Source organism: Acidovorax sp. Root219 (assembly GCF_001428665.1).
Classification (GTDB): domain Bacteria; phylum Pseudomonadota; class Gammaproteobacteria; order Burkholderiales; family Burkholderiaceae_C; genus Acidovorax.
In genome coordinates this window covers 342,129-363,540 of the sequence record NZ_LMIJ01000010.1, presented here as the reverse complement: position 1 = coordinate 363,540, position 21,412 = coordinate 342,129, and the positions used below count along the sequence as shown (strand labels likewise).

Genomic DNA, 21,412 nt, shown 5'->3' with positions numbered 1-21,412 from the left:
GCCATTGCTTGCGCCCTGGCGCATGTCCGCCAGCGCACTGCACCTGCCCCCCAACGCCTCCGCCCTCTGGCGCGAGCGGCTGGGCCTGTTGCTCGAATCCACGGGCGAGGGCGTGTTCGGCATCGATCTGGCGGGCGATTGCGTCTTCATCAACCGGGCCGGCGCGCGCATGCTGGGGCTGGCCACCGGGGAGGTGATGGGGCGCAACATGCATGCGCTGACCCACCACTCCCACCCCGACGGCAGCCCCTATGCCGACAGCGACTGCCCGATCTTCAATGCCTTCCGCTCGGGCCTGCCTTGCCGAGTGGACAGCGAGGTCTTCTGGCGCGCGGACGGCACGGCCTTTGCCGTGGAGTATTCGAGCCACCCCATCGTCGAGGCCGGCCAGGTGCAGGGCGCGGTGGTCACCTTCGTGGACATCACCGAGCGCCGGCGCGCGGCCGGCGAACTGCAGCGCGCGCACGACGAACTGGCCCGCGCCAACGACGAACTGGAGCGCCGGGTGGCCGCGCGCACACAGGAGCTTTCACAGGCGCTGGGCCAGTTGCGCGAACTCTCGGCGTATTCCGAGCAGGTGCGCGAGGACGAGCGCACGCGCATCGCGCGCGAGGTGCACGACGAGCTGGGCAGCCTGCTCGTGGCTTTGAAGATGGACGTCAACTGGCTGCACAAGCGCCTGGGCGAGCAGGGCGAGCGCGCCCCCGAGGCGGCCATAGACATGCGCCAGCAGATGCGCTGCAAGTGCCAGAACATGAGCCGCCTGATCGAGAATGCGGTGGACAATGTGGGCCGCATCATCACCGACCTGCGCCCGAGCATCCTGGACCACCAGGGCCTGTGGGCGGCGCTGGAGTGGCAGGCGCAGGAGTTCGTGCAGTCGGCAGAATTGCAGCTCCACTGGCAGATGGAGGTGACCGAGGCGCTGCACCTGCCCGAGCCAGCCGCCATCGCGGTGTTCCGCATCTTCCAGGAGATGCTGAGCAACGTCGGGCGGCATGCACAGGCCAGCGCTATTCGCATCCACATCGACATCGAGGACGATCACTTGCAGTTGCGTGTGCAGGACAACGGGGTGGGCGCCACCCGCCAGGCGCTTGAGGCGCCCACGGCCTATGGCGTCATGGGCATGCGCGAGCGTGCGCGGCAACTGGGTGGCCACCTGCACATCAGCAGCGAGCCCGGCGATGGCTCGTGCCTGAAGTTGCGCATCCCGCTGGAGGCTGCGCCATGAGCGCTCCGGTGCGCGTGCTCATTGGCGACGACCACCGCATCGTGCGCGAGGGCCTCAAACAGGTGCTGGGCGACCCGGCCAACGGCCTGCCCGACATCGTGGTGGCAGGCGAGGCCACCCATGGTCAGGAGGTGCTCGACCAGGTGGCGGCGCTCTCCGGTCCGGCCGGCATCGACCTGGTGCTGCTCGATATCGCCATGCCGGGCATGGATGGCCTGGAGGTGCTGCAGGCCCTGCGCAAGGCCTGGCCGGTGCTGCCGGTGCTGATGCTCAGCACCTACCCCGAGCGGCAGTACGCGGTGCGCTGCATCCAGATGGGCGCGGCCGGCTACCTGCACAAGAGCGCCGACCCCGACGACATGGTGGCTGCCGTGCGCAAGGTGGCTGCCGGTGGCCGCTACCTCACGGAGGCCACGGCCCAGGCGCTGGCGGGCGCGGTAGAGCGCACCGGGGTGGTGCGGGTGACCCAGCAGGGCATGCCAGCCGGGGTGGACGCGCTATCGTACCGGGAGCACCAGGTGTTCCGATTGCTCACGGCGGGGCAGAGCGTGGGCGAAATTGGTGCGCAGCTCAAGCTTGCGCCCAATACGGTGAGTACCTACCGCGCGCGCATCCTCGAAAAAACCGGCGCGCGCAACGACGTGGAGCTGGCGCTGCTGGCACGCGGCACGCCGGCGGAGTGATTTCCGGGCACTACCGCCCGGATTTGTAGTGCTGCCCCTACATGCTGTAGACATCGCCCCCACGAATTCATGGCGGCGGGGCGGGTGAGGGTGCAACTGGCCCGCGCTTTGCGTAGTGCATGGCATCAACTTCTCCGAGGTGTGCCATGTCCGAATTCTTCTCGCCTTTCGATGCCGACCGCCCGTTGATGCTCAAGTGCAGCTGCGGCCGCGACCATACGGCCGCAGACCACCATGCCGAGGTGTCGGCCGACGCTGCCGCCGCCACCCTGCGCCAGCGCAGCCTCACCAGCGAGTTCGAGGCCTACAGCAACGAATTCATCGAAGCCACCCTGGTCAAGGCGCTGTTCCCGCAGGACGCGGTGCGCCGGCGCTTCATCAAGGCGGTGGGCAAGGGGACGGCCATGGCGGCCATTGCCAGTGTGCTGCCAGTGGCCAGCATGCAGGCCATGGCACAGGAGAAAGGCGCGCTGGAGAAGACCAATCTCAAGATCGGCTTCATTCCGATCACCTGCGCCACACCGCTGATCATGGCCCACCCGCTGGGCTTCTACAGCAAGCAGGGCCTGACCGTGGAGGTCACCAAGACGGCCGGCTGGGCGCTGATCCGCGACAAGATGATCAACAAGGAGTACGACGCCACGCACTTCCTGTCGCCCATGCCGCTGGCGATCTCGATGGGCCTCGGCTCCAACGCCACGCCGATGAATGTGGCCACCATCCAGAACGTGAACGGCCAGGCCATCACGCTGGCCCTGAAGCACAAGGACAACCGCGACCCGAAGAACTGGAAGGGATTCAAGTTCGCGATCCCCTTCGAGTACAGCATGCACAACTTCCTGCTGCGCTACTACCTGGCCGAGGCAGGGCTGAACCCCGACACCGACGTGCAGCTGCGCGTGGTCCCGCCGGCCGAGATGGTGGCCAACCTGCGCGCCGGCAATATCGACGGCTTCCTGGGCCCCGACCCGTTCAACCAGCGTGCCGTGTTCGAGGAAGTGGGCTTCATCCACCTGCTCACCAAGGACCTGTGGAACGGCCACCCCTGCTGCGCCTTCGGCACCAGCACCGAGTTCATCCAGAAGAACCCCAACACCTTCGCCGCGCTGTACCGCGCCGTGCTCACCTCGGCCGCCATGGCGCGCGACCCGGCCAACCGCGAGCTCATCGCCAAGGTGATCGCGCCCCAGGCCTACCTGAACCAGCCCGAAGCCGTGATCAACCAGGTGCTCACCGGCAAGTTCGCCGACGGCCTGGGCAAGATCCAGAACGTGCCCGACCGCGCCGACTTCGACCCCATGCCCTGGCAGAGCATGGCCGTGTGGATGCTCACGCAGATGCAGCGCTGGGGCTATGTCAAGGGCGACGTGGACTACAAGCAGATCGCCGAGAAGGTCTTCCTGATCACCGACGCCAAGAAGCAGATGAAAGCGCTGGACCAGAAGGTGCCCGAGGGCGCCTACCCCAAGTTCAAGATCATGGGCCGCGAGTTCGATGCCGCCAAGGCCGCCGAGTACGCGAAAAGTTTCCCGATCCGCAAGGTGACATGAAATGAAGCACCCCCTGAGTCGCTTCGCGCCTTCACCCCTCTCTCGCATTGCTGCGCAGTGCGGGAGGGGGACGCCCCCAGCGCACGCCAGCGAAGCGCCGCCTACGCGGGGTGGCGGCCCTTGCACGGGGGCGCTGGCTTCGGCCCTGCCCGTTTCGCGGCTGGTGGATTTGTGAAGCACGGAGATTTGACATGACAAGTTCCAAGAGTCTGAACCTGCGCGCGGGCCTGTTGTCCGTGCTGATCTTCCTGGCCATTCTGGGCATCTGGTATGCGGCCACGGCGTCGTCGGGCCCCGCCAACAGCACGGCGGGCATGACGGCGGAGCAGATCGAATACGCCAAGATGATGGGCAAGGACCCGGGTGCCAGCACCAAGAGCAGCGGTTTCCCCTCGCTGGGCGAAATGGGCGCCACGGTGTGGAGCCATGTGTCCAACCCGTTCTACGACAACGGGCCCAACGACAAGGGCATCGCCATCCAGCTGGCGCATTCGCTGGGCCGCGTGGCGCTGGGTTTTGGCCTGGCCTGCCTGGTGGCGATACCGCTGGGCTTCATCATCGGCATGTCGCCATTGCTGCGCCGTGCGTTCGATCCGTTCATTCAGGTGCTCAAGCCCATCAGCCCGCTGGCGTGGATGCCGCTGGCGCTCTACACCATCAAGGATTCGTCGATCTCGGGCATCTTCGTGATCTTCATCTGCTCGGTCTGGCCGATGCTGGTGAACACGGCCTTCGGCGTGGCCTCGGTCAAGCGGGAGTGGCTCAACGTCTCGGCCACGCTGCAGGTCAACCCGCTGCGCAAGGCCTTCCTGGTGATCCTGCCAGCGGCGGCGCCCACCATCCTCACGGGCATGCGCATCAGCATGGGCATCGCCTGGCTGGTGATCGTGGCCGCCGAGATGCTGGTGGGCGGCACGGGCATCGGCTACTTCGTGTGGAACGAGTGGAACAACCTGTCGCTCACCAACGTGATCTTCGCCATCCTGGTGATCGGCGTGGTCGGCATGCTGCTTGACCTGGCCTTCGGCCAACTGCAGAAGGTGGTGACCTATGTGGAGTGATGTCGCCCAGCGCCCCGCCGCTACCCAGACCATCGCCACCGATACCCCGCAACGAAAGGCCTCCCCCGTGACCTCCGGCTTCCTCCAGATCGACCAGCTCAGCAAGGCCTATGTGGCCGCCAAGCCGGTGTTCGCCGACGTGTCGTTCGTGCTCGACAAGGGCGAGTTCGTCTGCATCATCGGTCACTCGGGCTGTGGCAAGACCACCATCCTCAACGTGCTGGCGGGCCTGGACACCGCCACCTCGGGCACCGTCATCATGGACGGCCGCGAAGTCGCCGGCCCCAGCCTGGACCGGGGCGTGGTGTTCCAGAGCCACGCGCTGATGCCCTGGCTCACGGTGCGCCAAAACATCGCCTTTGCCGTCAAATCGCGCTGGCCCGACTGGAAGAGGCCCCAAGTCGACGCGCATGTGGAGAAGTTTGTCGCGCTGGTGGGCCTGTCGCCCGCCATCGACAAGAAGCCCTCGCAGCTGTCGGGCGGCATGAAGCAGCGCGTGGGCATTGCGCGCGCCTTCTCCATCCAGCCCAAGATGCTGCTGCTCGACGAGCCCTTCGGCGCGCTCGATGCGCTCACGCGCGGCACCATCCAGGACGAGCTGATGGCCATCGTGCGCCAGACGCAGCAGACGGTGTTCATGATCACCCACGACGTGGACGAGGCCATCCTGCTGGCCGACCGCATTCTGCTCATGAGCAACGGCAACGAGTCACCCGCGGGCTACCACCCGGGCGGCATCGCCGAGGTGGTGGTGAACCCGCTGCCGCGCGAACGCACGCGCAGCAGCCTGCACCACCTGGACGGCTACTACGCGCTGCGCAACCACATCGTGGACTTTCTCGTGACCCGGGCCAAGGCCCACTGACCTCGCCAGAGACCACCCCGCCGGGTCGCCTGCATGGGTGGCCGGGGAGATCTGCACCCTGAATTTTTGCCCCCTGTTCCAACGTCCAAACCCAAAGGAGCCAACATGAACCGCAACGACGTCACCGAAAAGATCATCAGCACCAAAGTCTCGAAGGGCCTGCAATGGGATGCCATTGCCAAGAAGGTCGGCCAGTCCAAGGAGTGGACCACCGCCCTGTGCCTGGGGCAGATGACCGCATCGCCCGAGCAGGCCAAGGTGCTGGGCAAGATCTTCGGCCTCACGGCCGAAGAGCAGAAGTGGCTGCAGGTCGTGCCCTACAAGGGTTCGCTGCCTACACCCGTGCCCACCGACCCGCTGATCTACCGCTGGTACGAGATCGTGAGCGTCTACGGCACGACCATCAAGGAGCTGATCCACGAGGAGTTCGGTGACGGCATCATGAGCGCCATTGACTTCAGTATGGACATCACGCGTGAAGCCGACCCCAAGGGCGACCGCGTCAATGTGGTTCTCTCGGGCAAGTTCCTTCCCTATAAGCAGTACTGAGTCTGCTCGCTTCGCCGGCAGCAGCGCTCAGAGTACCTGGACGGCCCGGCCGATGAACTGGATAGGCCCTGTGGGCTTGCCAATGGGCGAGCCCGTGGGTGGCTCCAGCGTCAGCTCGAAGAGCTGGTTGGGCTGCAGTGGCGGCAGCTTGTCGAGGGCCAGTTGCAGCGGCTGGCCGGGCTTGACCAGGCCCAGCGAGACGGGGCCGTTCCAGCCATCGGCCTTGGTCCAGAACTCGAGCGCCTTGTCGGCCGGCACTTCGGCCACGCCCAGCGGTATCAGGCTGATCTGCCGGGTCGAGTTGGCCTGCACCACCCAGCCGGGCGCCTTGTCCTGCGGCGCCACCAGCACGACCATGAATTTCGGTGGTGCTGCCACCGGTGCCGTGCGGGTGACCAGCACCGCAGCCATCACGGCCGCCATGGCAAAGCCCGACCCCGCGAGCGCGCGCCACAGGCCCAGGTGGTTCCACCATCTGCCGGAGGTGCTGCGCGGGGGCATTGCCGCAGGTGCGCTCTGCGCCCTGGCCTGCTGGCGCAGGCCTCGCAGCGATGCCTCGATGCGCGAAGCCAAGTGCGTGGGCAGTGGCACGGGTTCGGCCAGATGGGTCAGCGGCAGCAGCCGCTCTTCCCAGTCGTTCACGGCCTGCTGCAGCGCAGGCTCGGTGGCCAGGCGCTGCGACACGGCCAGGCGCTCCGCGGCCGGCAAGGTGCCCAGCACGTATTCACCGGCCAGCAGCTGCAGGTCGTCGGGGTCCAGTCCGGGTGTGGGCGTGCTCATGCCATGCACTCCCGCAGCGAGGTCAGGCTGCGCCGTATCCAGGCCTTCACGGTGCCCAGCGGCGCGCCCAGGCGCTCGGCGATTTCGCCGTGCGAGCAGCCTTCGACATAGGCGTGCAGCACGCAGTTGCGGCGAGCGGGGTCCAGTGCCTCCAGGCAGTGCTGCAGGCGGCCCAGGCTGGTGTTCAGCTCGAAGCTGCTAGCGGCGTCATGGAAGGCCTGCACGGACATGTCGGCCTCCAGGGTGTGGGTGGTTTCTTCGTCGATATCGACATGGCGACGCGCGTTGCGTACGGCGTTCAGCGCCAGGTGGCGCACCACGCTGTAGATCCAGCCGCGCGCACTGCCGCGCGCCGCGTCGTAGCCCGTGGCCCGGCTCCAAATGTTCACGCAGGCGTCGTGCACGATGTCCTCGGCCAGTGCCCGCTGGCGCACGATGCGCAGCGCCACGCCCAGCATGCGTGGGCCCTCGTGCTCGTACAGCCGGCGCATGGCCTGGCGGTCGCCGGCAGCGCAGCCGGCCAGGGCCGCTTCGTAGTCAAAATCGCCAGGGGTGTCAGGCACGGGTTGCGAGGGGCTTGGCACGGTCGGTTCGGTGGCTGGGCACCGCGCAGCGCGCGGGCCCAGAGCGTGGATGCATCGTAGCCGAGAAGCTGCTGAATCCACGCGCAATCCCCTGTGTCCCGGGGGATTGCGTACACGCCTGCAATGGCAGGCGGCGTCTTACGCTGCCTTCCAGAAGATGTAGTCGGCCTGGTACTTCACGATCTGGCGCTCGCCCTTGTTGGCTGCGCTGCAGGCGGCAGCGGGGGCCGCGCCACCCTTCAAGGCCACGCGCTGGATGTAGGTCACGCCCGTCATGGCGCCCGAACCCATGGCCGGGTTGGCCTTGACCAGCTGGTAGGGGATGTTGCCGGCACCGGCCGGGGCCACTGCCACCTGCGTGGCGGTCAGCTTGGAGCCGTCCTTCGACTCCCAGGTGGCGGGTGGGCCGTAGTAGGTGCCCACTTGCTTGCCGGCGCGGTCGTTGAGCACGGCCTTGGGGCCCACGAAGAACCATTCGGTCTGGCCGGGCGCGTTGGCCTTGTCGCGGCATTCGTAGGTGATCTCGCCCACGCCCACGGTTTCCATGGCAACCTTGTTGCCGCCGGGCACTTTCACGGTGTCGGGCAGGCTGTCCTGCGAGAACATGGGCCCGCTGCCGGAGCCCATCATCGAGCCGCAGGCCGTCAGCAGGGCTGCGGCGGCGATGGCGCCGGCCAGGGGGATGATGCGGGAGATCGTTGGCTGGGTGGTCGTCATGGCGTTCCTCTTCTTCAAATGGGTTGAATGGACAGCAGCAAAAAAATGGGCTGCTGCAGGTACTACCCACGAGGACGCCGTTTGGATGCAGGCCCGCAGAAAAATAGTTGAAATATTTTTTGCGTGCCCGGGCTTCACCGATCAGAGGCTCATGGGCCAGGAGCTGGTCTTGACCCGGATGGAGGCGGGCCGGGGCTCATACGGCACATCGCCCGCCCCGGCAATCGCCGCCGCGATGGTGCGCGCCTGCCGGGCGATGGGCTCGATGAAGCGGCTGGCCTGCCCGCCGATGGTGATGCAGTCGCCCAGGGCGTGGATGCCCTGGACGCTGGTCTGCAATTGCGCGGGTGTCACGGCAATGCCGCCATCCCAGGCCAGGCCGGCACTCTGGGCCAGGCGCGGCGGGGTCTGCAGGCCGGCGGCCACGATCACCTGGTCGGCCGTGAACTGCCGGCCGTCGGTGGTGGTCAGCTGCAGGGCTCCATCCGGACTGGGCACTGCGAGGGGATCAAGCGAAGCCACGCGCACGCTACCCACGAACGCGATGGGCAGCTGCCCCCATGCCGCCAGCAGTTCACTGGCGCGGGCTTCGCCAGCGCAGCGCGCCAGCGGCAGGGGCTCGGTATCGAGCAGGGTGATGCTGTGGCCGCCCAGCGCCAGGTCGTTGGCCAGTTCGCAGCCGATCAGACCGGCGCCCACGATGAGCACCCGGCGTGGCGTGTGGCCCAGGGCCGCGCGCAGGCGCTGGTAGGCCTGCAGGTGGTTGATGCGCCAGCACAGCGCTGCCGGCAGCCCCGGGGGCAGGGCAGCGCGCGCGCCATGGGCCAGCACCAGGTGCTGGTAGCGCAGCGGGCCGCGCGTGGTGCGCAACGTGCCGCCGTTCGCAGATGTGTCGATGCGCACGGCATGCGTGTGTGCCAGCAGCCGCAGGTTCAGACGCGCCGCCGCGGCGGTGCCGGTTTCGCGCACCAGGCGCTCGGCGGGCAGGTGCTTGGCCATGGCGATGGACAGCTGCGGCTTGTCGTACAGATCGCCGCTGCAGTCCGTCACCAGGGTGATGGGGCGCTGCGCGTTCAGGGCGCGCAGGGCTTCGGCGACCAGCCAGCCGGCCCGGCCCGCGCCAACTATGACCACGCCAGGGGCCGCATGGCGGCTGACCGCGGGGGCGCTGGCCGTGCGGCTGCGGGCCTGGGCCTGGAGCGCCTCCAGGCTGGGTGCCAGGTAGGGCTCGAAATTGCCCTTGGTCACGCCGCACAGCGGGCAGGCCCAGTCCTCGGGGATGTCGGCAAACCGTGTACCGGGCGGCAGGCCGCCGTCGGGGTCGCCCTGTGCCTCATCGTAGATGTAGCCGCAGGCGTGGCAGATGTACTGCAGCCAGGGGTCGTCGGCCAGCGTGGAGTGGGTGATGGCGGCAGCGCTCATGCCGGCATCTCCTCGGTGGACAGGCGCGCGATCTCCTTGCGCAAGTGCTTGATGGCCGGGGTGACGATGGCCACGAAGTGCGATTCGCGCACCCGGCGCTGCACGTCCGAGCCCATGAGATAGCCGCGCGCGCCCTGGTGCATCAGGGCCGACTGGGCTGCGCGCAGGCACAGCTCGGCGCCATGGGCGCGGGCGTCCAGCACGTCGATGAAGAAATCGGTGCGGGTGTCGAAGGGCGTCTCGGCCAGCCGCATCACGCGCGCGGTCAGCGCGTCGAGTTCGGCCTGCAGGGCGTCGGGCCGGTCTTCGAGGAACTGGTTGACGTGGCCGAGCTGGGCCTCCACCGCCCACATCGAGTCGATGGCCCCCTGCGTGATGCCCACGGCCATGCCGCATTGCAGCATGACGAAGGCGGCGCGGATGCGCGCGATGGTTGGCCGTGTAGGGTCGGCAATGGTGTTGTCGGCGCCGACGAAATGGTCCTTGAGGCGCAGCGCGTAGGTGCCCGTGCCCTCCATGCCCGAAAAGCTCGGGCACTCGCGCATCTCCACGCCCGGCGCACCGCAGCGCAGCAAAAACATCAGCTCGCGCGGCGCGCTTCCTTCGGGCTGGGCGATGGCGGCCACGGCCCCGCAGTAGTGGTCGGGCCCCAGGTTGCTGACCCAGGGCAGGGTGCCATTCACCAGGTAGCCGCCGTCCACCGGCGTGGCCTTGAGCAGCAGGGCCTCGATCTGGGCATAGCTCTTCATGGGGTTGGACAGGGCCGTGCCGCCCAGGCCGACCCCGCTGGCATGGCGCTGCAGCACCTCGCCCATCAGCGCGGGGTTGCCCGACTGCTGCAGGTACAGCCCGCACACTGCCTGGCACCACAGCATGAAGCCAGTGGCGCCGCACACGCGCGAGACCTCGGCCATGGCGCGGATGGCCAGGCCGTAGTCTGCTGGGCCGGCCGTGCTGTCCAGGTGCACCCCCATCGCGCCCACGGCGCCCAGTTGCTGCAGCTCGGCGCGCGGGTAGTAGCCCACGCGGTCGATGGCCTCGGCCTGCGCGGCCAGCGGGCCCTGGGCGATGGCGCGCACGGCGGCGATCAGTGCGTCGCCCTGCAGGGCGCCGTCCAGGTGGAGTTGGGGAGGGAGGTCGGCGGGTTTCATGGGGGCAGGGTCCTTGGGTGTGCGCGGCAGGGCAAAGACGGGGACGGGAGGGTAGCTCAGTCGGCCAGGCTGATCTCGAACGGGATCGGGTTGCGCATGCTGTTGGCCACGGGCGAGTAGAAATTGGCGTGCTGCACGATCTCGTCGAGCACTTCGCGCGGTGCGTCGCCCTCGATCAGCACCTTCACGCGGATGGCCTGGAAGCCCATCTCAGGGGGCAGCTTCTGCAGCGCGCCCCCGGCGCCCCAGGCAGCGGGGTTGCCGATGTCGCCTTCCATGAAGATCTCGATCTTGCTGAGTTGGACCTGCTTCCAGGTGGCCACGGCGGTGATGCCCACGGCCAGGCAGCCGCCCAGGCCCGAGAGCACGATCTCGCCCGGGGCGGGTGCCGTGTCCTGGCCGAACAGGTGCAGTGGCTCGTCCACCACCACCGGCGTGTGCTGGCCCACGGTGCTCAGCGAGCGGTACTGCCCCTCCATCACCGTGTGGACCTTGTTGGTGCCGCGGCTGGCGGGGTTGTTGCGGCCTTTTTCGGCAAAGGCCATCAGGCCATCGCGGTCGATGGGACGCAACGCGGTGTGGACGGTGGTGACGGGGGCGGTGGGTTCCAGCAGGTCGGTGGACATGGGTTTCCTTGGAGGCAGTGATGAATGAAAGAAGCAGAAAGGGATGGGTGGGGCAGCCTGCCCCAGCCCGTGGTCAGGCCGCCAGGGCCAGCGCGGGTTTACGCGCCGTGCGCAGCACGGGCAAGCCGCTCTCGATGGGCAGCTTGTCGTCACGCGACCATTCGTTCCACGAGCCGAAGTACATGCGCACGTCGGCAAAGCCGGCCTGCTTCAGGGCCAGGAAGGTGTTGGACGCACGCGCGCCCTTGAAGCAGTACAGGTACACCGTGTCGCTCGGGGCAATGCCTGCGGTGGCGCACTCGGCGCGCACCTCGTCCGGCGATTTGAAGACCGGGCCTTGCGCTGAGGGCTTCGTGAAGCGGTACCACTCCACCCACTTGGCGCCCGGCAGGCGGCCCTTGCGCGGCGCGAAGTCCTTGCCGTAGGGGCTGGAGCTTTCGCCGATCCACTCGTCCACGTCGCGCACGTCCAGCAGCACGGTGTCGGTGCCCAGGGCCTCGGCGACGTCGTCCTTGGTCAGCATCACATCGGCGGTGGCCAGGCTGGTCGGGAAGATCGCGGGCGTGGGTACCACGGTTTCGGTGGAGACGGGCAGCTCGGCCGCCTTCCAGGCCGAGTAGCCGCCATTGAGCACCTTGACCTTGGGGTAGCCCAGCCAGGTCAGCAGGTAGTAGCCGCGGCAGGACTGGCCGTAGCCGCTGTTCAGGGCGTCTTCGTAGAACACCGCAGTCTCGGCGCCCGACAGGCCGATGGCCCCCAGGTGCGCGGCAAAGGTGTCCTTGAGTTCCTGCAGGCCTTCGGGGCTGGAGGTGGCCAGGAAGGTGAAGGTCTCGCGCAGGTTCACCGCACCCGGGATGTGGCCCAGGGCATAGGTGTCGGCGTCGCGGGTGTCGATCAGGACGACGGGCTCTGCGGCCTGCAGGGCCTGCAATTGGGTGGGCGAGATCAGGACGGCGTCGGAATCGGTGCTCATGGGAAACCTTTCGATGCGGTGGTGGGCAGGATGGCCTGCTTCCCTTACTGCAACAGGTGTGCCAGCGCGGCCGATTCAGCGTGAAATCCCATGAAATCGTTTCCCATGCTATTTCGGGTGCTACTCAATGGATAGCAAAAATGGGCTTCATGGCCTCGATTGCAGGGACTGTTGGCGACTGCCCTGAACACTGTGTCGACAAATTGTCGACACAGTGGCGGGCCTGCCACCAGCCTCAGCGCAGACCCGCCTTGCGCAGGCGGTAGCTGAACTGGCGCAACGTGAGCCCCAGGCTTTGCGCCGCGCGCGACTGGTTGCCGTGGTGCTCGGCCAGGGCCGCCTGCAGGGTGTGGGCGCTGTGGGAATGCGCCGGGGCGTAGTCGCGCACCAGGGGCGCCTCGGCTGGCGCCTGCGCCGGGGGGGCTGCCACGGGGGCCGGCTGGGTGGCCATGGCGCCAGGAAGGAAGCGGTCCAGCTCCGCACCGGTCACCAGCGTGCCTTCGGCCAGCAGCACCATCCGTTCGATCAGGTTGCCCAGTTCGCGGATGTTGCCGGGCCAGGGGTGGGCCTCCAGCCGCGCCAGGGCATCTGCCGCCAGGTTCACGTTGCGCTGGTGGGCCTGGTTGGCGCGGCTCACAAAGTGCAGCGCCAGTGCGCGGATGTCCTCGCGCCGCTCGGCCAGCGAGGGCAGGCGGATCGGGATCACGTTGAGCCGGTAGTACAGGTCCTGGCGGAACTGCCCGGCCTCCACTTCGCGCGCCAGGTCGCGGTTGGTGGCGGCCACCAGGCGCACGTTGACCTTCACCTCGCGCTGCCCGCCCAGGCGCACCAGCGTGCCCTCCTGCAAGGTGCGCAGCAGCTTCGATTGCATGGCCAGCGGCAACTCGCCGATCTCGTCGAGGAAGATGGTGCCGCTGTCGGCCTGCTCGAACCAGCCCGCGCGCGCGGTGCTGGCGCCCGTGAAGGCGCCCCGCTCGTAGCCGAACAGCTCCGACTCGAACAGCGCATCCGGTATGGCCGAGCAGTTGACCTTGATGAAGGGCCGGTCGCGCCGGCCGCTGGCCAGGTGCACGGCGCGCGCGAACAGTTCCTTGCCCGTGCCCGACTCGCCCAGCAGCAGCACCGTGGCCTGGGTCTGCGAGACGCGTTCGAGCTCGCCCAGCGCCTGCAGCAGCGGCGGCGAGTTGCCGATCAGCCCGTAGCGCGCGCTCTTGGTGTTGAGCGCGTTGGCCAGCACGGCGTTGCGTGCCTCCAACTGGCGCGTTTGCTCGGCCACCAAGGCCTCGAGCTGCAGCAACTGGCCTACCAGCGTGGCCAGCACGCGCAGCACGGCCAAGTCGTCGTTCAGGTGGCGCTGGCGGCTGCGGATGCGGTGGCAGGCCAGCACGCCGATGGGCGCGTGGTTGAGTTCGATGGGCAGGGCGATGAAGGCTACCGTCTCGGGCGGCAGGTGGCTGCGCTCCACCGCACGCGCCAGGAACAGCGGCTCGGCATCGATGTCCTGCACGATGGCCGGCTGCCCTGTAGACAGCACACGCCCGGTGATGCCCTCGCCCCAGGCGTAGCGCCCGCGCTCCACCTCGGCCTGCGTGAGGCCATAGGCGTGCTGGATGGAGGAGGTGCGCGCAGCAGCAGCGGTCGCGCCCGCCGGTGCATCCACCAGCACGATCCGCCCGCGGTTCAGGCCCAGCAGTTCGCTCATCAGGTGCAGCATCTCGCGCAGTACCAGGCCCGGCGCCAGGCTGCGGCCAATCAGGCGCATCACCTCGCGCATCAGCAGCAACTCTTGCGCATGCCAGTCGGGCGTGTCCTGAGCACGGGGCTTGCCGGGGGATGGCGGGGCGGTCATGTGGATGCTTCTTGCAAGTTTTGCGCCCGCCGCGATGGGTGTCCGGGCGGTCCGGTGCATTAAAGTCGCTACCCGGAGCGGGCAGCCGCCTGCCCGATTCCTTTTCTCCACCCCTCCCATCCTGTCGAAAGCACCGCCATGACCACCTTCGGAACCCCCCTGTCCCCCCATGCCACCAAAGTCATGCTGTTGGGCTCGGGCGAGCTCGGCAAGGAGGTGCTGATCGCGCTGCAGCGTCTGGGCGTGGAAACCATTGCCGTCGACCGCTACGAGAACGCACCCGGCCAGCAGGTGGCCCACCACCGCCGCACCATCACCATGAGCGATCCGGCCCAGCTCAAGGCGCTGATCGAGGCCGAGCGCCCGCACCTGGTGGTGCCCGAGATCGAGGCCATCGCCACCCCCATGCTCGAAGAGCTGGAAGCCGCCGGTACCGTGCGCGTGATCCCCACCGCACGCGCCGCGCGCCTGACCATGGACCGCGAAGGCATCCGCGTGCTGGCCGCCGAGACCCTGGCCCTGCCCACCAGCCCCTACCAATTCTGTAACTCGCTGGAAGAACTGCAGGCTGCCATCGATGGCGGCATCGGCTACCCCTGCATCGTCAAGCCGGTGATGAGCAGCTCGGGCAAGGGCCAGAGCAAGATCGACGGCCCCGGCGACGTGAAGACCGCCTGGGACTACGCCATGGCTGGCGGGCGGGTGAGCCACGGCCGCGTCATCGTCGAGGGCTTCATCGACTTCGACTACGAGATCACCCAGCTCACCGTGCGCGCCGTGGGCGCCGATGGCCAGATCGAGACCCATTTCTGCGACCCCATCGGCCACGTGCAGGTCAGCGGTGACTACGTGGAAAGCTGGCAGCCCCACCCCATGCACCCGGCAGCGCTCGAAAAATCGCGCCAGATCGCCAAAGCCGTGACCGACAACCTGGGCGGCCAGGGCCTGTTCGGGGTGGAGCTGTTCGTCAAGGGCCAGGACGTCTGGTTCAGCGAAGTGAGCCCCCGCCCGCACGACACCGGCCTGGTCACCCTGTGCACCCAGAACCAGAGCGAGTTCGAGCTGCACGCCCGCGCCATCCTGGGCCTGCCGGTGGACACCAGCCTGCGCAACCCCGGCGCGAGCGCCGTGATCTACGGCGGCGTGGACGCCGTGGGCATCGTCTTCGATGGTGTGGAGGACGCCCTGCGCGTTCCTGACACCGACCTGCGCCTCTTCGGCAAGCCAGAGAGCTTCACCAAGCGCCGCATGGGCGTGGCCCTGGCCCGCGCTGCGGACGTGCACACCGCGCGCGACAACGCCAAGCTGGCCGCCAGCAAGGTGAAACCGCGCAAGGCCTGATTCTGTTCAACCGTCCTCGCGGATCTGGCGCCCTGTGAGCTTGAGGAACAGGTCCTCCAGATTGGCAGGCCGGTGCAGTGTGCGCAGGTGTGGGTGTGCGCCCAGCGCGTGCAGCAGGGGCTGGGCGTTCTGGGTGTAGAAGAACACCGTTTCGCCGCTGACCTCCACGCGCGCCGCCAGGGGGCGCAGCGCGGCATCTTCGGCCAGGGCCACGGCGCCCACGCCGAAGACTTCCACCACGTCTGGCTCCAGGTGCTGGGCGATGAGTTCGCGCGGGCGGCCTTCGGCGATCTTCTTGCCATGGTCGAGCACCAGCAGGCGCGAGCACAGGCGCTCGGCCTCGTCCATGAAGTGGGTGGTGAGCAGGATGGACTTGCCCTGCTGGAGCAGCAGTTGCAGCCGCTCCCACATCAGGTGGCGGGCCTGGGGGTCGAGGCCCGTGGTGGGTTCGTCCAGCAGCAGCAGGCGCGGGTCATTGACCAGGGCGCGCGCCAGGCTCAGCCGCCGCTTCATGCCGCCCGACAATTCACCGGGTTTGGCGTTCGCCTTGTGCGTGAGGGCCGCGAATTCGAGCAGTTTGGGCACGCGCTCGTCCATGGCCGGGCCCTTGATGCCGAAGTAGCGGCCGAACACGCGCAGATTTTCGTAGCAGGTGAAGTCCGGGTCCAGCGTGTCGAACTGCGTCACCACCCCGATCTGCGCCTTGATGGTCAGGGCGTCGTGCGGCATGTGCAGGGGCGCAGCGCCAGCGCTGGGGTAAAAGCGCACGCTGCCGCTGTCGGGGTTGGCCAGGCCCAGACACATGCGGATGGTAGTGGTCTTGCCCGCGCCGTTGGGGCCGATCACACCCAGGCATTCGCCGGGGGCAATGGCAAACGAGACATCGTTGACCACCGTGGTCTCGCCATAGCTTTTGCGCAGATCGCGCACTTCGAATAGATCCTTCATGCACCGATTGTGTGCGATACCGGAATCCGGGGTGCGCTCATAGGCTGGGAGTTTTTTGGCCGTGTCCGAGGGGCGCGCCAGAACGCCCTGGATCTAGGCGCAAAGCACAGCCATAGCTCGTGCTATGGCGAGCATTTGCTTTCGACGAGCCGGGGTGTTTTGGCGTGCAAGGCGGGCATGGACGAAAGACTCTCAGCCTCTCAGGCTTCGACCATGCGGCCGCGGCCTTGGGCCTTGGCCAGGTAGAGCGCGGCATCGGCCCGGGCCATCAGGTCGGGCAGGCGCGTTTCCGCAGGCAGCAGCACGGCCATGCCGGCGCTGTAGTCAAGCGTGAAACCCAGTTCGGCGGCGCTGGCGTCGTGCAGGCGCGTGCGCAGGCGGCGGTCGAAGGCAAGTCCCGCAGGCGCGCTGTTGTGCAGCAGCAGCACACCGAATTCCTCGCCGCCGAGCCGCCCGACCAGGTCGCCGGTGCGGCAGGTTTCCTCGAGCAGGCGGGCAAACAGCTTCAGCGCCCGGTCGCCCCTCTCATGGCCGTGGGTGTCGTTGATCTGCTTGAAATAGTCCAGGTCCAGCACCAGTGCTGTGAGCGGCAGGTGGTGGCGCCAGGCGTGCGAGAGCATGTTCTCGGCCTGCTTGGTGAAGCCGCGCCGGTTGAGCACGCCGGTGAGCCCATCGGTCATGGCCAGCGCGCGCAGCTTCTGCTCGGCCTCGGCACGCCAGGCCACCAGCAGGGCCACGGTGCCCAGCACCAGGCAGACATTGGTGGCCACGGCCGCCGCCAGGTTCACGGGGTGGGGGGTGCGAAAGCTCGGGTACTGGTCGGTGAAGGCGCCCAGCATGCCGCGCGCCAGGGTGAACGCCGCCGAGGTGACCAGGCAGGCCATCAGCAGGCGCCGCCAGCGCGGGTCGGCATAGCGTGCAGGGTAGAGCGTGGCGCGTGCCACGATGAGCAGGATGGCGGCCATCAGCAGGTTGGCCCAGCCCACGCGCCAGGCATAGTCGTCAAAGGCGAGCGTGTAGCCCAGCGGGGTGATCACCACCAGCACCCGCAGCAGGGACTTCAAGGGCCGCTCGCCCAGCCATTCGCCCAGGGCGCGGTACAGCATCCACTGCGCCAGCGCGTTGCAGGCCACCGACAGGGTGGACAGGGCCTGGTCCCACCAGTAGCCAGCCGCGATGATGGCGGCCCAGGCCGTGGCCTGCAGCAGCATGCTGGCCTGCACGCAGCGGGCCGCCGGGCTCACCCCGGGGCCCATGATCAGCGGCAGGGCGGCCGAGATCATGAACAGGTTGGCGGCCATCACCGCCATCAGTGTCAGAAAGTCCAGTGGCATGGATGGGTGCGCCGCCGTGTGGCGGGGATGGTATTACTGGAATGCCACCTCGGCAAAGCTGCGCAGCTTGCGGCTGTGCAGGCGGTGAATGCCGCCCTCGCGCAGGATCTCGATGGCGCGCATGCCGATGCGCAGGTGCTGGTCCACCCGCTCGCGGTAGAAGTGGTTGGCCATGCCGGGCAGCTTGATCTCGCCGTGCAGCGGCTTGTCGCTCACGCACAGCAGGGTGCCGTAGGGCACGCGAAAGCGGAAACCGTTGGCCGCGATGGTGGCGCTTTCCATGTCCAGCGCCACGGCGCGGCTCTGGCTGAAGCGGCGCTGGGGCATGTTGTCGGGCAAGAGCTCCCAGTTGCGGTTGTCGGTGCTGGCCACGGTGCCGGTGCGCATGATGCGCTTGAGGTCGGCTTCGGCGATCTGGGTCACGTCGGCCACGGCCTGCTCCAGCGCCACCTGGATCTCGGCCAGCGCCGGGATCGGCACCCACAGCGGCAACTCCTCGTCGAGCACGTGGTCTTCGCGCACGTAGGCATGCGCCAGCACATAGTCGCCCAGTTGCTGGCTGTTGCGCAGGCCAGCGCAGTGGCCCAGCATCATCCAGGCATGCGGGCGCAGCACGGCGATGTGGTCGGTGATGGTCTTGGCATTGGCCGGGCCCACGCCGATGTTGACCATGGTGATGCCGCTGCGGTCCTGGCGCACCAGGTGGTAGGCGGGCATCTGCGGCAGGCGCGGCGGGGCCACGCCCAGGGCGTCGGCCTCCGCCGCCGGCAGGCCGACGCGGCGCGTGATCACGTTGCCCGGCTCGATGAAGGCCACGTACTCGCTGTCGGGTTTGGCCATCTCGGCATGGCCCAGGCGCACGAACTCGTCGATGTAGAACTGGTAGTTGGTGAACAGCACGAAGTTCTGGAACCACTCGGGTGCCGTGCCCGTGTAGTGGCGCAGGCGGTGCAGCGAGTAGTCCACACGTGGCGCGGTGAACAGCGACAGCGGCTGTGCCTCGCCCTGGCGCGGCGCCCAGGTGCCGTTGGCGATGCCATCGTCCATGGCGGCCAGATCGGGCAGGTCGAACACGTCGCGCATCAGCATGCGGCGCTCCTGCGTCAGTGTGCCTTCAATGTGGTCGTGCTCGGCGAACGAGAAGTGGATCGGAATGGGTTGTGCGCTGGTGCCCACTTCCAGTTCCACGTTGTGGCTCTTTCGCAGCAGGCGGAACTGCTCGGCATAGTACCGTGCAAACAGGTCCGGGCGGGTCAGCGTGGTCTCGTAGCGGCCGGGGCCTTCCACGAAGCCATAGGCCAGCTTGGTGTCCGCCCGTGCCACCGTGGTGGTGTGGATGCGCACGAAGGGGTAGAAGGCGCGTACATGCCCCGCCGGCGTATCGCCGGACACGAACTGGTGCATGGCCTCGCGCAGGTGGCCTATCTGCTGCTGGTAGATGCGCTGCACCTGGGCCAGGGCCTCGGCCGGGTCGGTGTGGCGGGTGGGGGCGATGAAGTCGGGAATCAGGGGCATGGCCCTATTGTCCACATGCGGCGGGGTGGTGGGGGTGACAGCCACCTGCCCTGCACCAGAAATTCGCGGGAAACCGCCCTGTCGGACCCTCTCCCGGGGCCGGTGTGGCGTTCAGGCCGCAGTTTGCGCGCCCTGGCCCAGCAGCCACTGGCGGATGGCAGGGGCGTCCAGGGGCACGGAGATCAGGTGTCCCTGGATCAGGTCGCAGCCCAGGCTGCGCAGCAGGGCCATCTGCTCGGCCGTCTCTACCCCCTCGGCCACGGTCTTGAGCTGCAGGCTGCGTCCCATCTGCACGATGGCGGTGACGATGGCCACGTCGTCGGCGCTGCCCGGGGTGTCCATCACGAAGGAGCGGTCGATCTTGAGCTTGTCGATGGGGTAGCGCTTGAGGTAGGCCAGCGATGAGTAGCCGGTGCCGAAATCATCGATGGAGATGCCCACGCCCAGGTCCTTGAGCGCTTGCAGCGTACCGAGCACCTGGCCGGTCTGGTGCATCAGCACCGATTCGGTCAGCTCGATTTCCAGGTACTGCGGTGCCAGGCCCGTGGCCGTGAGGGCCGCGGCAATCTCGCCGGCTACATCGCGCTGGCGAAACTCCAGGGCCGACAAATTCACGGCCACCGGCACCAGGGCCAGCCCCTCGTCCTGCCAGGCCTTGAGCTGGCGGCAGGCCTCGTGCAGCACCCAGCGGCCAATCGGCGTGATGAGCCCGCGCGACTCGGCGAAGGCGATGAAATCGATGGGGCCCACCAGGCCGCGCACCGGGTGGCGCCAGCGCACCAGGGCCTCGAAGCCCCGGAGCGTGCCGTCCTTCAGGCAGATCTGCGGCTGGTAGTGCAGCACGAAGGCACTGTCCGCGATGGCCTCGCGCAGCAGGCGCTCCTGCTGCAGCACCTCCATGGCGCGCAGGTCCATGCCGGGCTGGTAGAACTGGCGGTTGCCGCGGCCGCTGTCCTTGGCCTGCTGCATGGCCGCGTCGGCGCAGCGCAGCAGCGCGTCGCCGGTGGCTCCATCGTCCGGGAACAGGCTGATGCCGATGGACGGCGACATGGTCAGCGGCAGGTGGCCTACCGTGAAGACAGTGCGCATGGCCTGCAGCACGGCGTCGGCCACCCGGGCCGCATCCTCGGGCGCGTGGATGCTGGTGAGCACCAGCACGAACTCGTCGCTGCCCAGGCGGGCCACCACGTCGGCTTCGCCCACAGCGTGGCGCAGCCGGTCGGCCACTTCGCGCAGCAACTGGTCGCCGGCGTGGTGGCCGAGCGAATCGTTCACGGTCTTGAAATGGTCCAGGTTCACGAACAGCACCGCCATCTGGCCCTGGCGGCGGGCCAGCGCCTTGGCCAACTGGTCCATCAGGTGGCGGCGGTTGGGCAACTGTGTGAGCGAGTCGTGCAGGGCGTTGAAGGCTTCGCGCTCCTGCGCCTGCTTGCGCGCCGTGATGTCGCGCACCACCACGATGCGGTAGTCCGCATGGTGGAACGGCATGGTCTTGCCCACCACCTCCACCGGGATGGCATGGCCATCCTTGTGGCGTATGGTGACCTCGTAGGGGTCTTCGCGGCCGCTGCGCGTGTAGTCGAGCGCCACGGCGCGCCATTCGGGGCTGATGAAGTTGAAGATGGACAGGCCCACCACTTCGTGCAGCGCATAGCCTGTGAGCCGGTAGAGTGCCTCGTTGCCGTCGGAGATCAGGCCGTCGCGGTGGAACACGATGGCCTCGTCCGTGGCTTCGGTGAACTTGCGCATGCGCTCTTCGCTCTCGCGCACGGAGCGCTCGGCACGCCAGCGCTCGGTGATGTCGGTGATCAGCACGAAGGAGCCCAGTTGCCGGTCCTTCTGCGCGCCTTCGAAGTGCGGGATGAGATTCACTTCGATCATGCGCACTTCGCCATTGGGCAGGGTCTGCTCGCGCGCGTACTTGACGTGCTCGCCCCGGGTGGAGCGCTCCACATGGGGCTGTATGGCCTGCCAGGCCTTGTCGCCGATGGCCTGCTGCACCGTGAGGCCGAGGATGGATTCGGTGGAATGGCCGTTGTAGGCCGCATAGCCCTGGTTGGCGAACAGGCAGTGCAGGCCGGGCAGGTCGAAATAGGCCATCAGCGCGGGCACGGAGTCCGCGATCAGGCGCAGCAGCAGGTCGCTGGAGCGGCCCTGCTCGGCGGTGCTGGCTGCGTTGATCGTTTCTGGCATGTACCACCCGGTTCCTGCGCTGTATTCCGTTATAGCC

Annotated in this window: 19 protein-coding genes; 7 read left to right on the top strand and 12 right to left on the bottom strand. The window is 67.9% G+C overall.

The annotated features are described in order from the left end of the window. Positions 1-22 precede the first annotated feature (22 nt). The 6 genes from ASE28_RS10015 (at position 23) to cynS (ending at position 5,942) form a co-directional block, all read left to right on the top strand. Positions 23-1,234: a PAS domain-containing sensor histidine kinase gene (locus ASE28_RS10015; protein ID WP_057266463.1), complete on the top strand. Its 1,212-nt coding sequence runs from the start codon at positions 23-25 to the stop codon at positions 1,232-1,234. After that, the gene (locus tag ASE28_RS10010) at positions 1,231-1,917 is read left to right on the top strand and encodes a response regulator transcription factor (RefSeq protein WP_057266462.1); all 687 of its coding nucleotides are present in this window, start codon (positions 1,231-1,233) and stop codon (positions 1,915-1,917) included. The genes ASE28_RS10015 and ASE28_RS10010 overlap by 4 nt, the downstream gene beginning before the upstream one ends. A gap of 146 nt (positions 1,918-2,063) precedes the next feature. Then, a complete protein-coding gene (locus tag ASE28_RS10005) occupies positions 2,064-3,467 on the top strand; it encodes a CmpA/NrtA family ABC transporter substrate-binding protein (RefSeq protein WP_057266461.1) in 1,404 nt (467 codons plus the stop codon). 191 nt (positions 3,468-3,658) lie between these two features. Next, a complete protein-coding gene (ntrB, locus tag ASE28_RS10000; RefSeq protein WP_057199924.1) occupies positions 3,659-4,528 on the top strand; it encodes a nitrate ABC transporter permease in 870 nt (289 codons plus the stop codon). After that, positions 4,518-5,393 carry an ABC transporter ATP-binding protein gene (locus ASE28_RS09995; RefSeq protein WP_057266460.1) on the top strand — a complete coding sequence of 292 codons (876 nt, stop codon included), beginning with the start codon at positions 4,518-4,520 and terminating at the stop codon, positions 5,391-5,393. The genes ntrB and ASE28_RS09995 overlap by 11 nt, the downstream gene beginning before the upstream one ends. 105 nt (positions 5,394-5,498) lie before the next feature. After that, on the top strand, positions 5,499-5,942 hold the full coding sequence (cynS, locus tag ASE28_RS09990; RefSeq protein ID WP_057199926.1) for a cyanase: 444 nt from the start codon (positions 5,499-5,501) through the stop codon (positions 5,940-5,942). 27 nt (positions 5,943-5,969) lie between these two features. Here the strand turns inward: cynS and ASE28_RS09985 are convergent, their stop codons facing one another. From ASE28_RS09985 to ASE28_RS09950, 8 genes are all read right to left on the bottom strand, one after another. After that, a complete protein-coding gene (locus ASE28_RS09985; RefSeq protein ID WP_057266459.1) occupies positions 5,970-6,722 on the bottom strand; it encodes an anti-sigma factor domain-containing protein in 753 nt (250 codons plus the stop codon). Further along, complete coding sequence (locus ASE28_RS09980) at positions 6,719-7,285, bottom strand: sigma-70 family RNA polymerase sigma factor (RefSeq protein ID WP_057266458.1); 567 nt, start codon at positions 7,283-7,285, stop codon at positions 6,719-6,721. The genes ASE28_RS09985 and ASE28_RS09980 overlap by 4 nt, the downstream gene beginning before the upstream one ends. Before the next feature lie 159 nt (positions 7,286-7,444). Further along, positions 7,445-8,023 carry a DUF3455 domain-containing protein gene (locus ASE28_RS09975; RefSeq protein WP_057266457.1) on the bottom strand — a complete coding sequence of 193 codons (579 nt, stop codon included), beginning with the start codon at positions 8,021-8,023 and terminating at the stop codon, positions 7,445-7,447. 141 nt (positions 8,024-8,164) lie between these two features. Then, positions 8,165-9,445, bottom strand: a complete 1,281-nt coding sequence (locus ASE28_RS09970) for an FAD-dependent oxidoreductase (RefSeq protein ID WP_057266456.1) — start codon at positions 9,443-9,445, stop codon at positions 8,165-8,167. Further along, positions 9,442-10,596 (bottom strand): acyl-CoA dehydrogenase family protein, encoded by a 1,155-nt coding sequence (locus tag ASE28_RS09965; RefSeq protein ID WP_057266455.1) that lies wholly within the window; start codon positions 10,594-10,596, stop codon positions 9,442-9,444. The genes ASE28_RS09970 and ASE28_RS09965 overlap by 4 nt, the downstream gene beginning before the upstream one ends. Positions 10,597-10,652: 56 nt before the next feature. Next, entirely contained in the window at positions 10,653-11,222 is a 570-nt protein-coding gene (locus ASE28_RS09960) for an OsmC family protein (RefSeq protein ID WP_057199931.1), read from the bottom strand. Between the two features lie 73 nt (positions 11,223-11,295). Then, a complete protein-coding gene (locus ASE28_RS09955) occupies positions 11,296-12,195 on the bottom strand; it encodes a sulfurtransferase (RefSeq protein ID WP_057266454.1) in 900 nt (299 codons plus the stop codon). Between the two features lie 235 nt (positions 12,196-12,430). Then, the gene (locus ASE28_RS09950; protein ID WP_057266453.1) at positions 12,431-14,044 is read right to left on the bottom strand and encodes a sigma 54-interacting transcriptional regulator; all 1,614 of its coding nucleotides are present in this window, start codon (positions 14,042-14,044) and stop codon (positions 12,431-12,433) included. Positions 14,045-14,182: 138 nt separating this feature from the next. Between ASE28_RS09950 and purT the strand changes: the two genes are divergently transcribed. Next, the gene (gene purT / locus ASE28_RS09945; RefSeq protein ID WP_057266452.1) at positions 14,183-15,385 is read left to right on the top strand and encodes a formate-dependent phosphoribosylglycinamide formyltransferase; all 1,203 of its coding nucleotides are present in this window, start codon (positions 14,183-14,185) and stop codon (positions 15,383-15,385) included. Positions 15,386-15,391: 6 nt separating this feature from the next. Here purT and ASE28_RS09940 read toward each other — a convergent pair whose 3' ends face one another. From ASE28_RS09940 to ASE28_RS09925, 4 genes are all read right to left on the bottom strand, one after another. Next, positions 15,392-16,333 (bottom strand): ATP-binding cassette domain-containing protein, encoded by a 942-nt coding sequence (locus ASE28_RS09940; protein ID WP_057266451.1) that lies wholly within the window; start codon positions 16,331-16,333, stop codon positions 15,392-15,394. 200 nt (positions 16,334-16,533) lie between these two features. Then, positions 16,534-17,667, bottom strand: a complete 1,134-nt coding sequence (locus ASE28_RS09935; protein WP_057266450.1) for a GGDEF domain-containing protein — start codon at positions 17,665-17,667, stop codon at positions 16,534-16,536. A gap of 33 nt (positions 17,668-17,700) precedes the next feature. After that, positions 17,701-19,182, bottom strand: coding sequence for an AMP nucleosidase (locus ASE28_RS09930; protein ID WP_057266449.1), 1,482 nt, complete (start codon positions 19,180-19,182; stop codon positions 17,701-17,703). A gap of 111 nt (positions 19,183-19,293) precedes the next feature. Further along, positions 19,294-21,375 (bottom strand): bifunctional diguanylate cyclase/phosphodiesterase, encoded by a 2,082-nt coding sequence (locus tag ASE28_RS09925; protein ID WP_057266448.1) that lies wholly within the window; start codon positions 21,373-21,375, stop codon positions 19,294-19,296. Between the last annotated feature and the right edge of the window lie 37 nt (positions 21,376-21,412).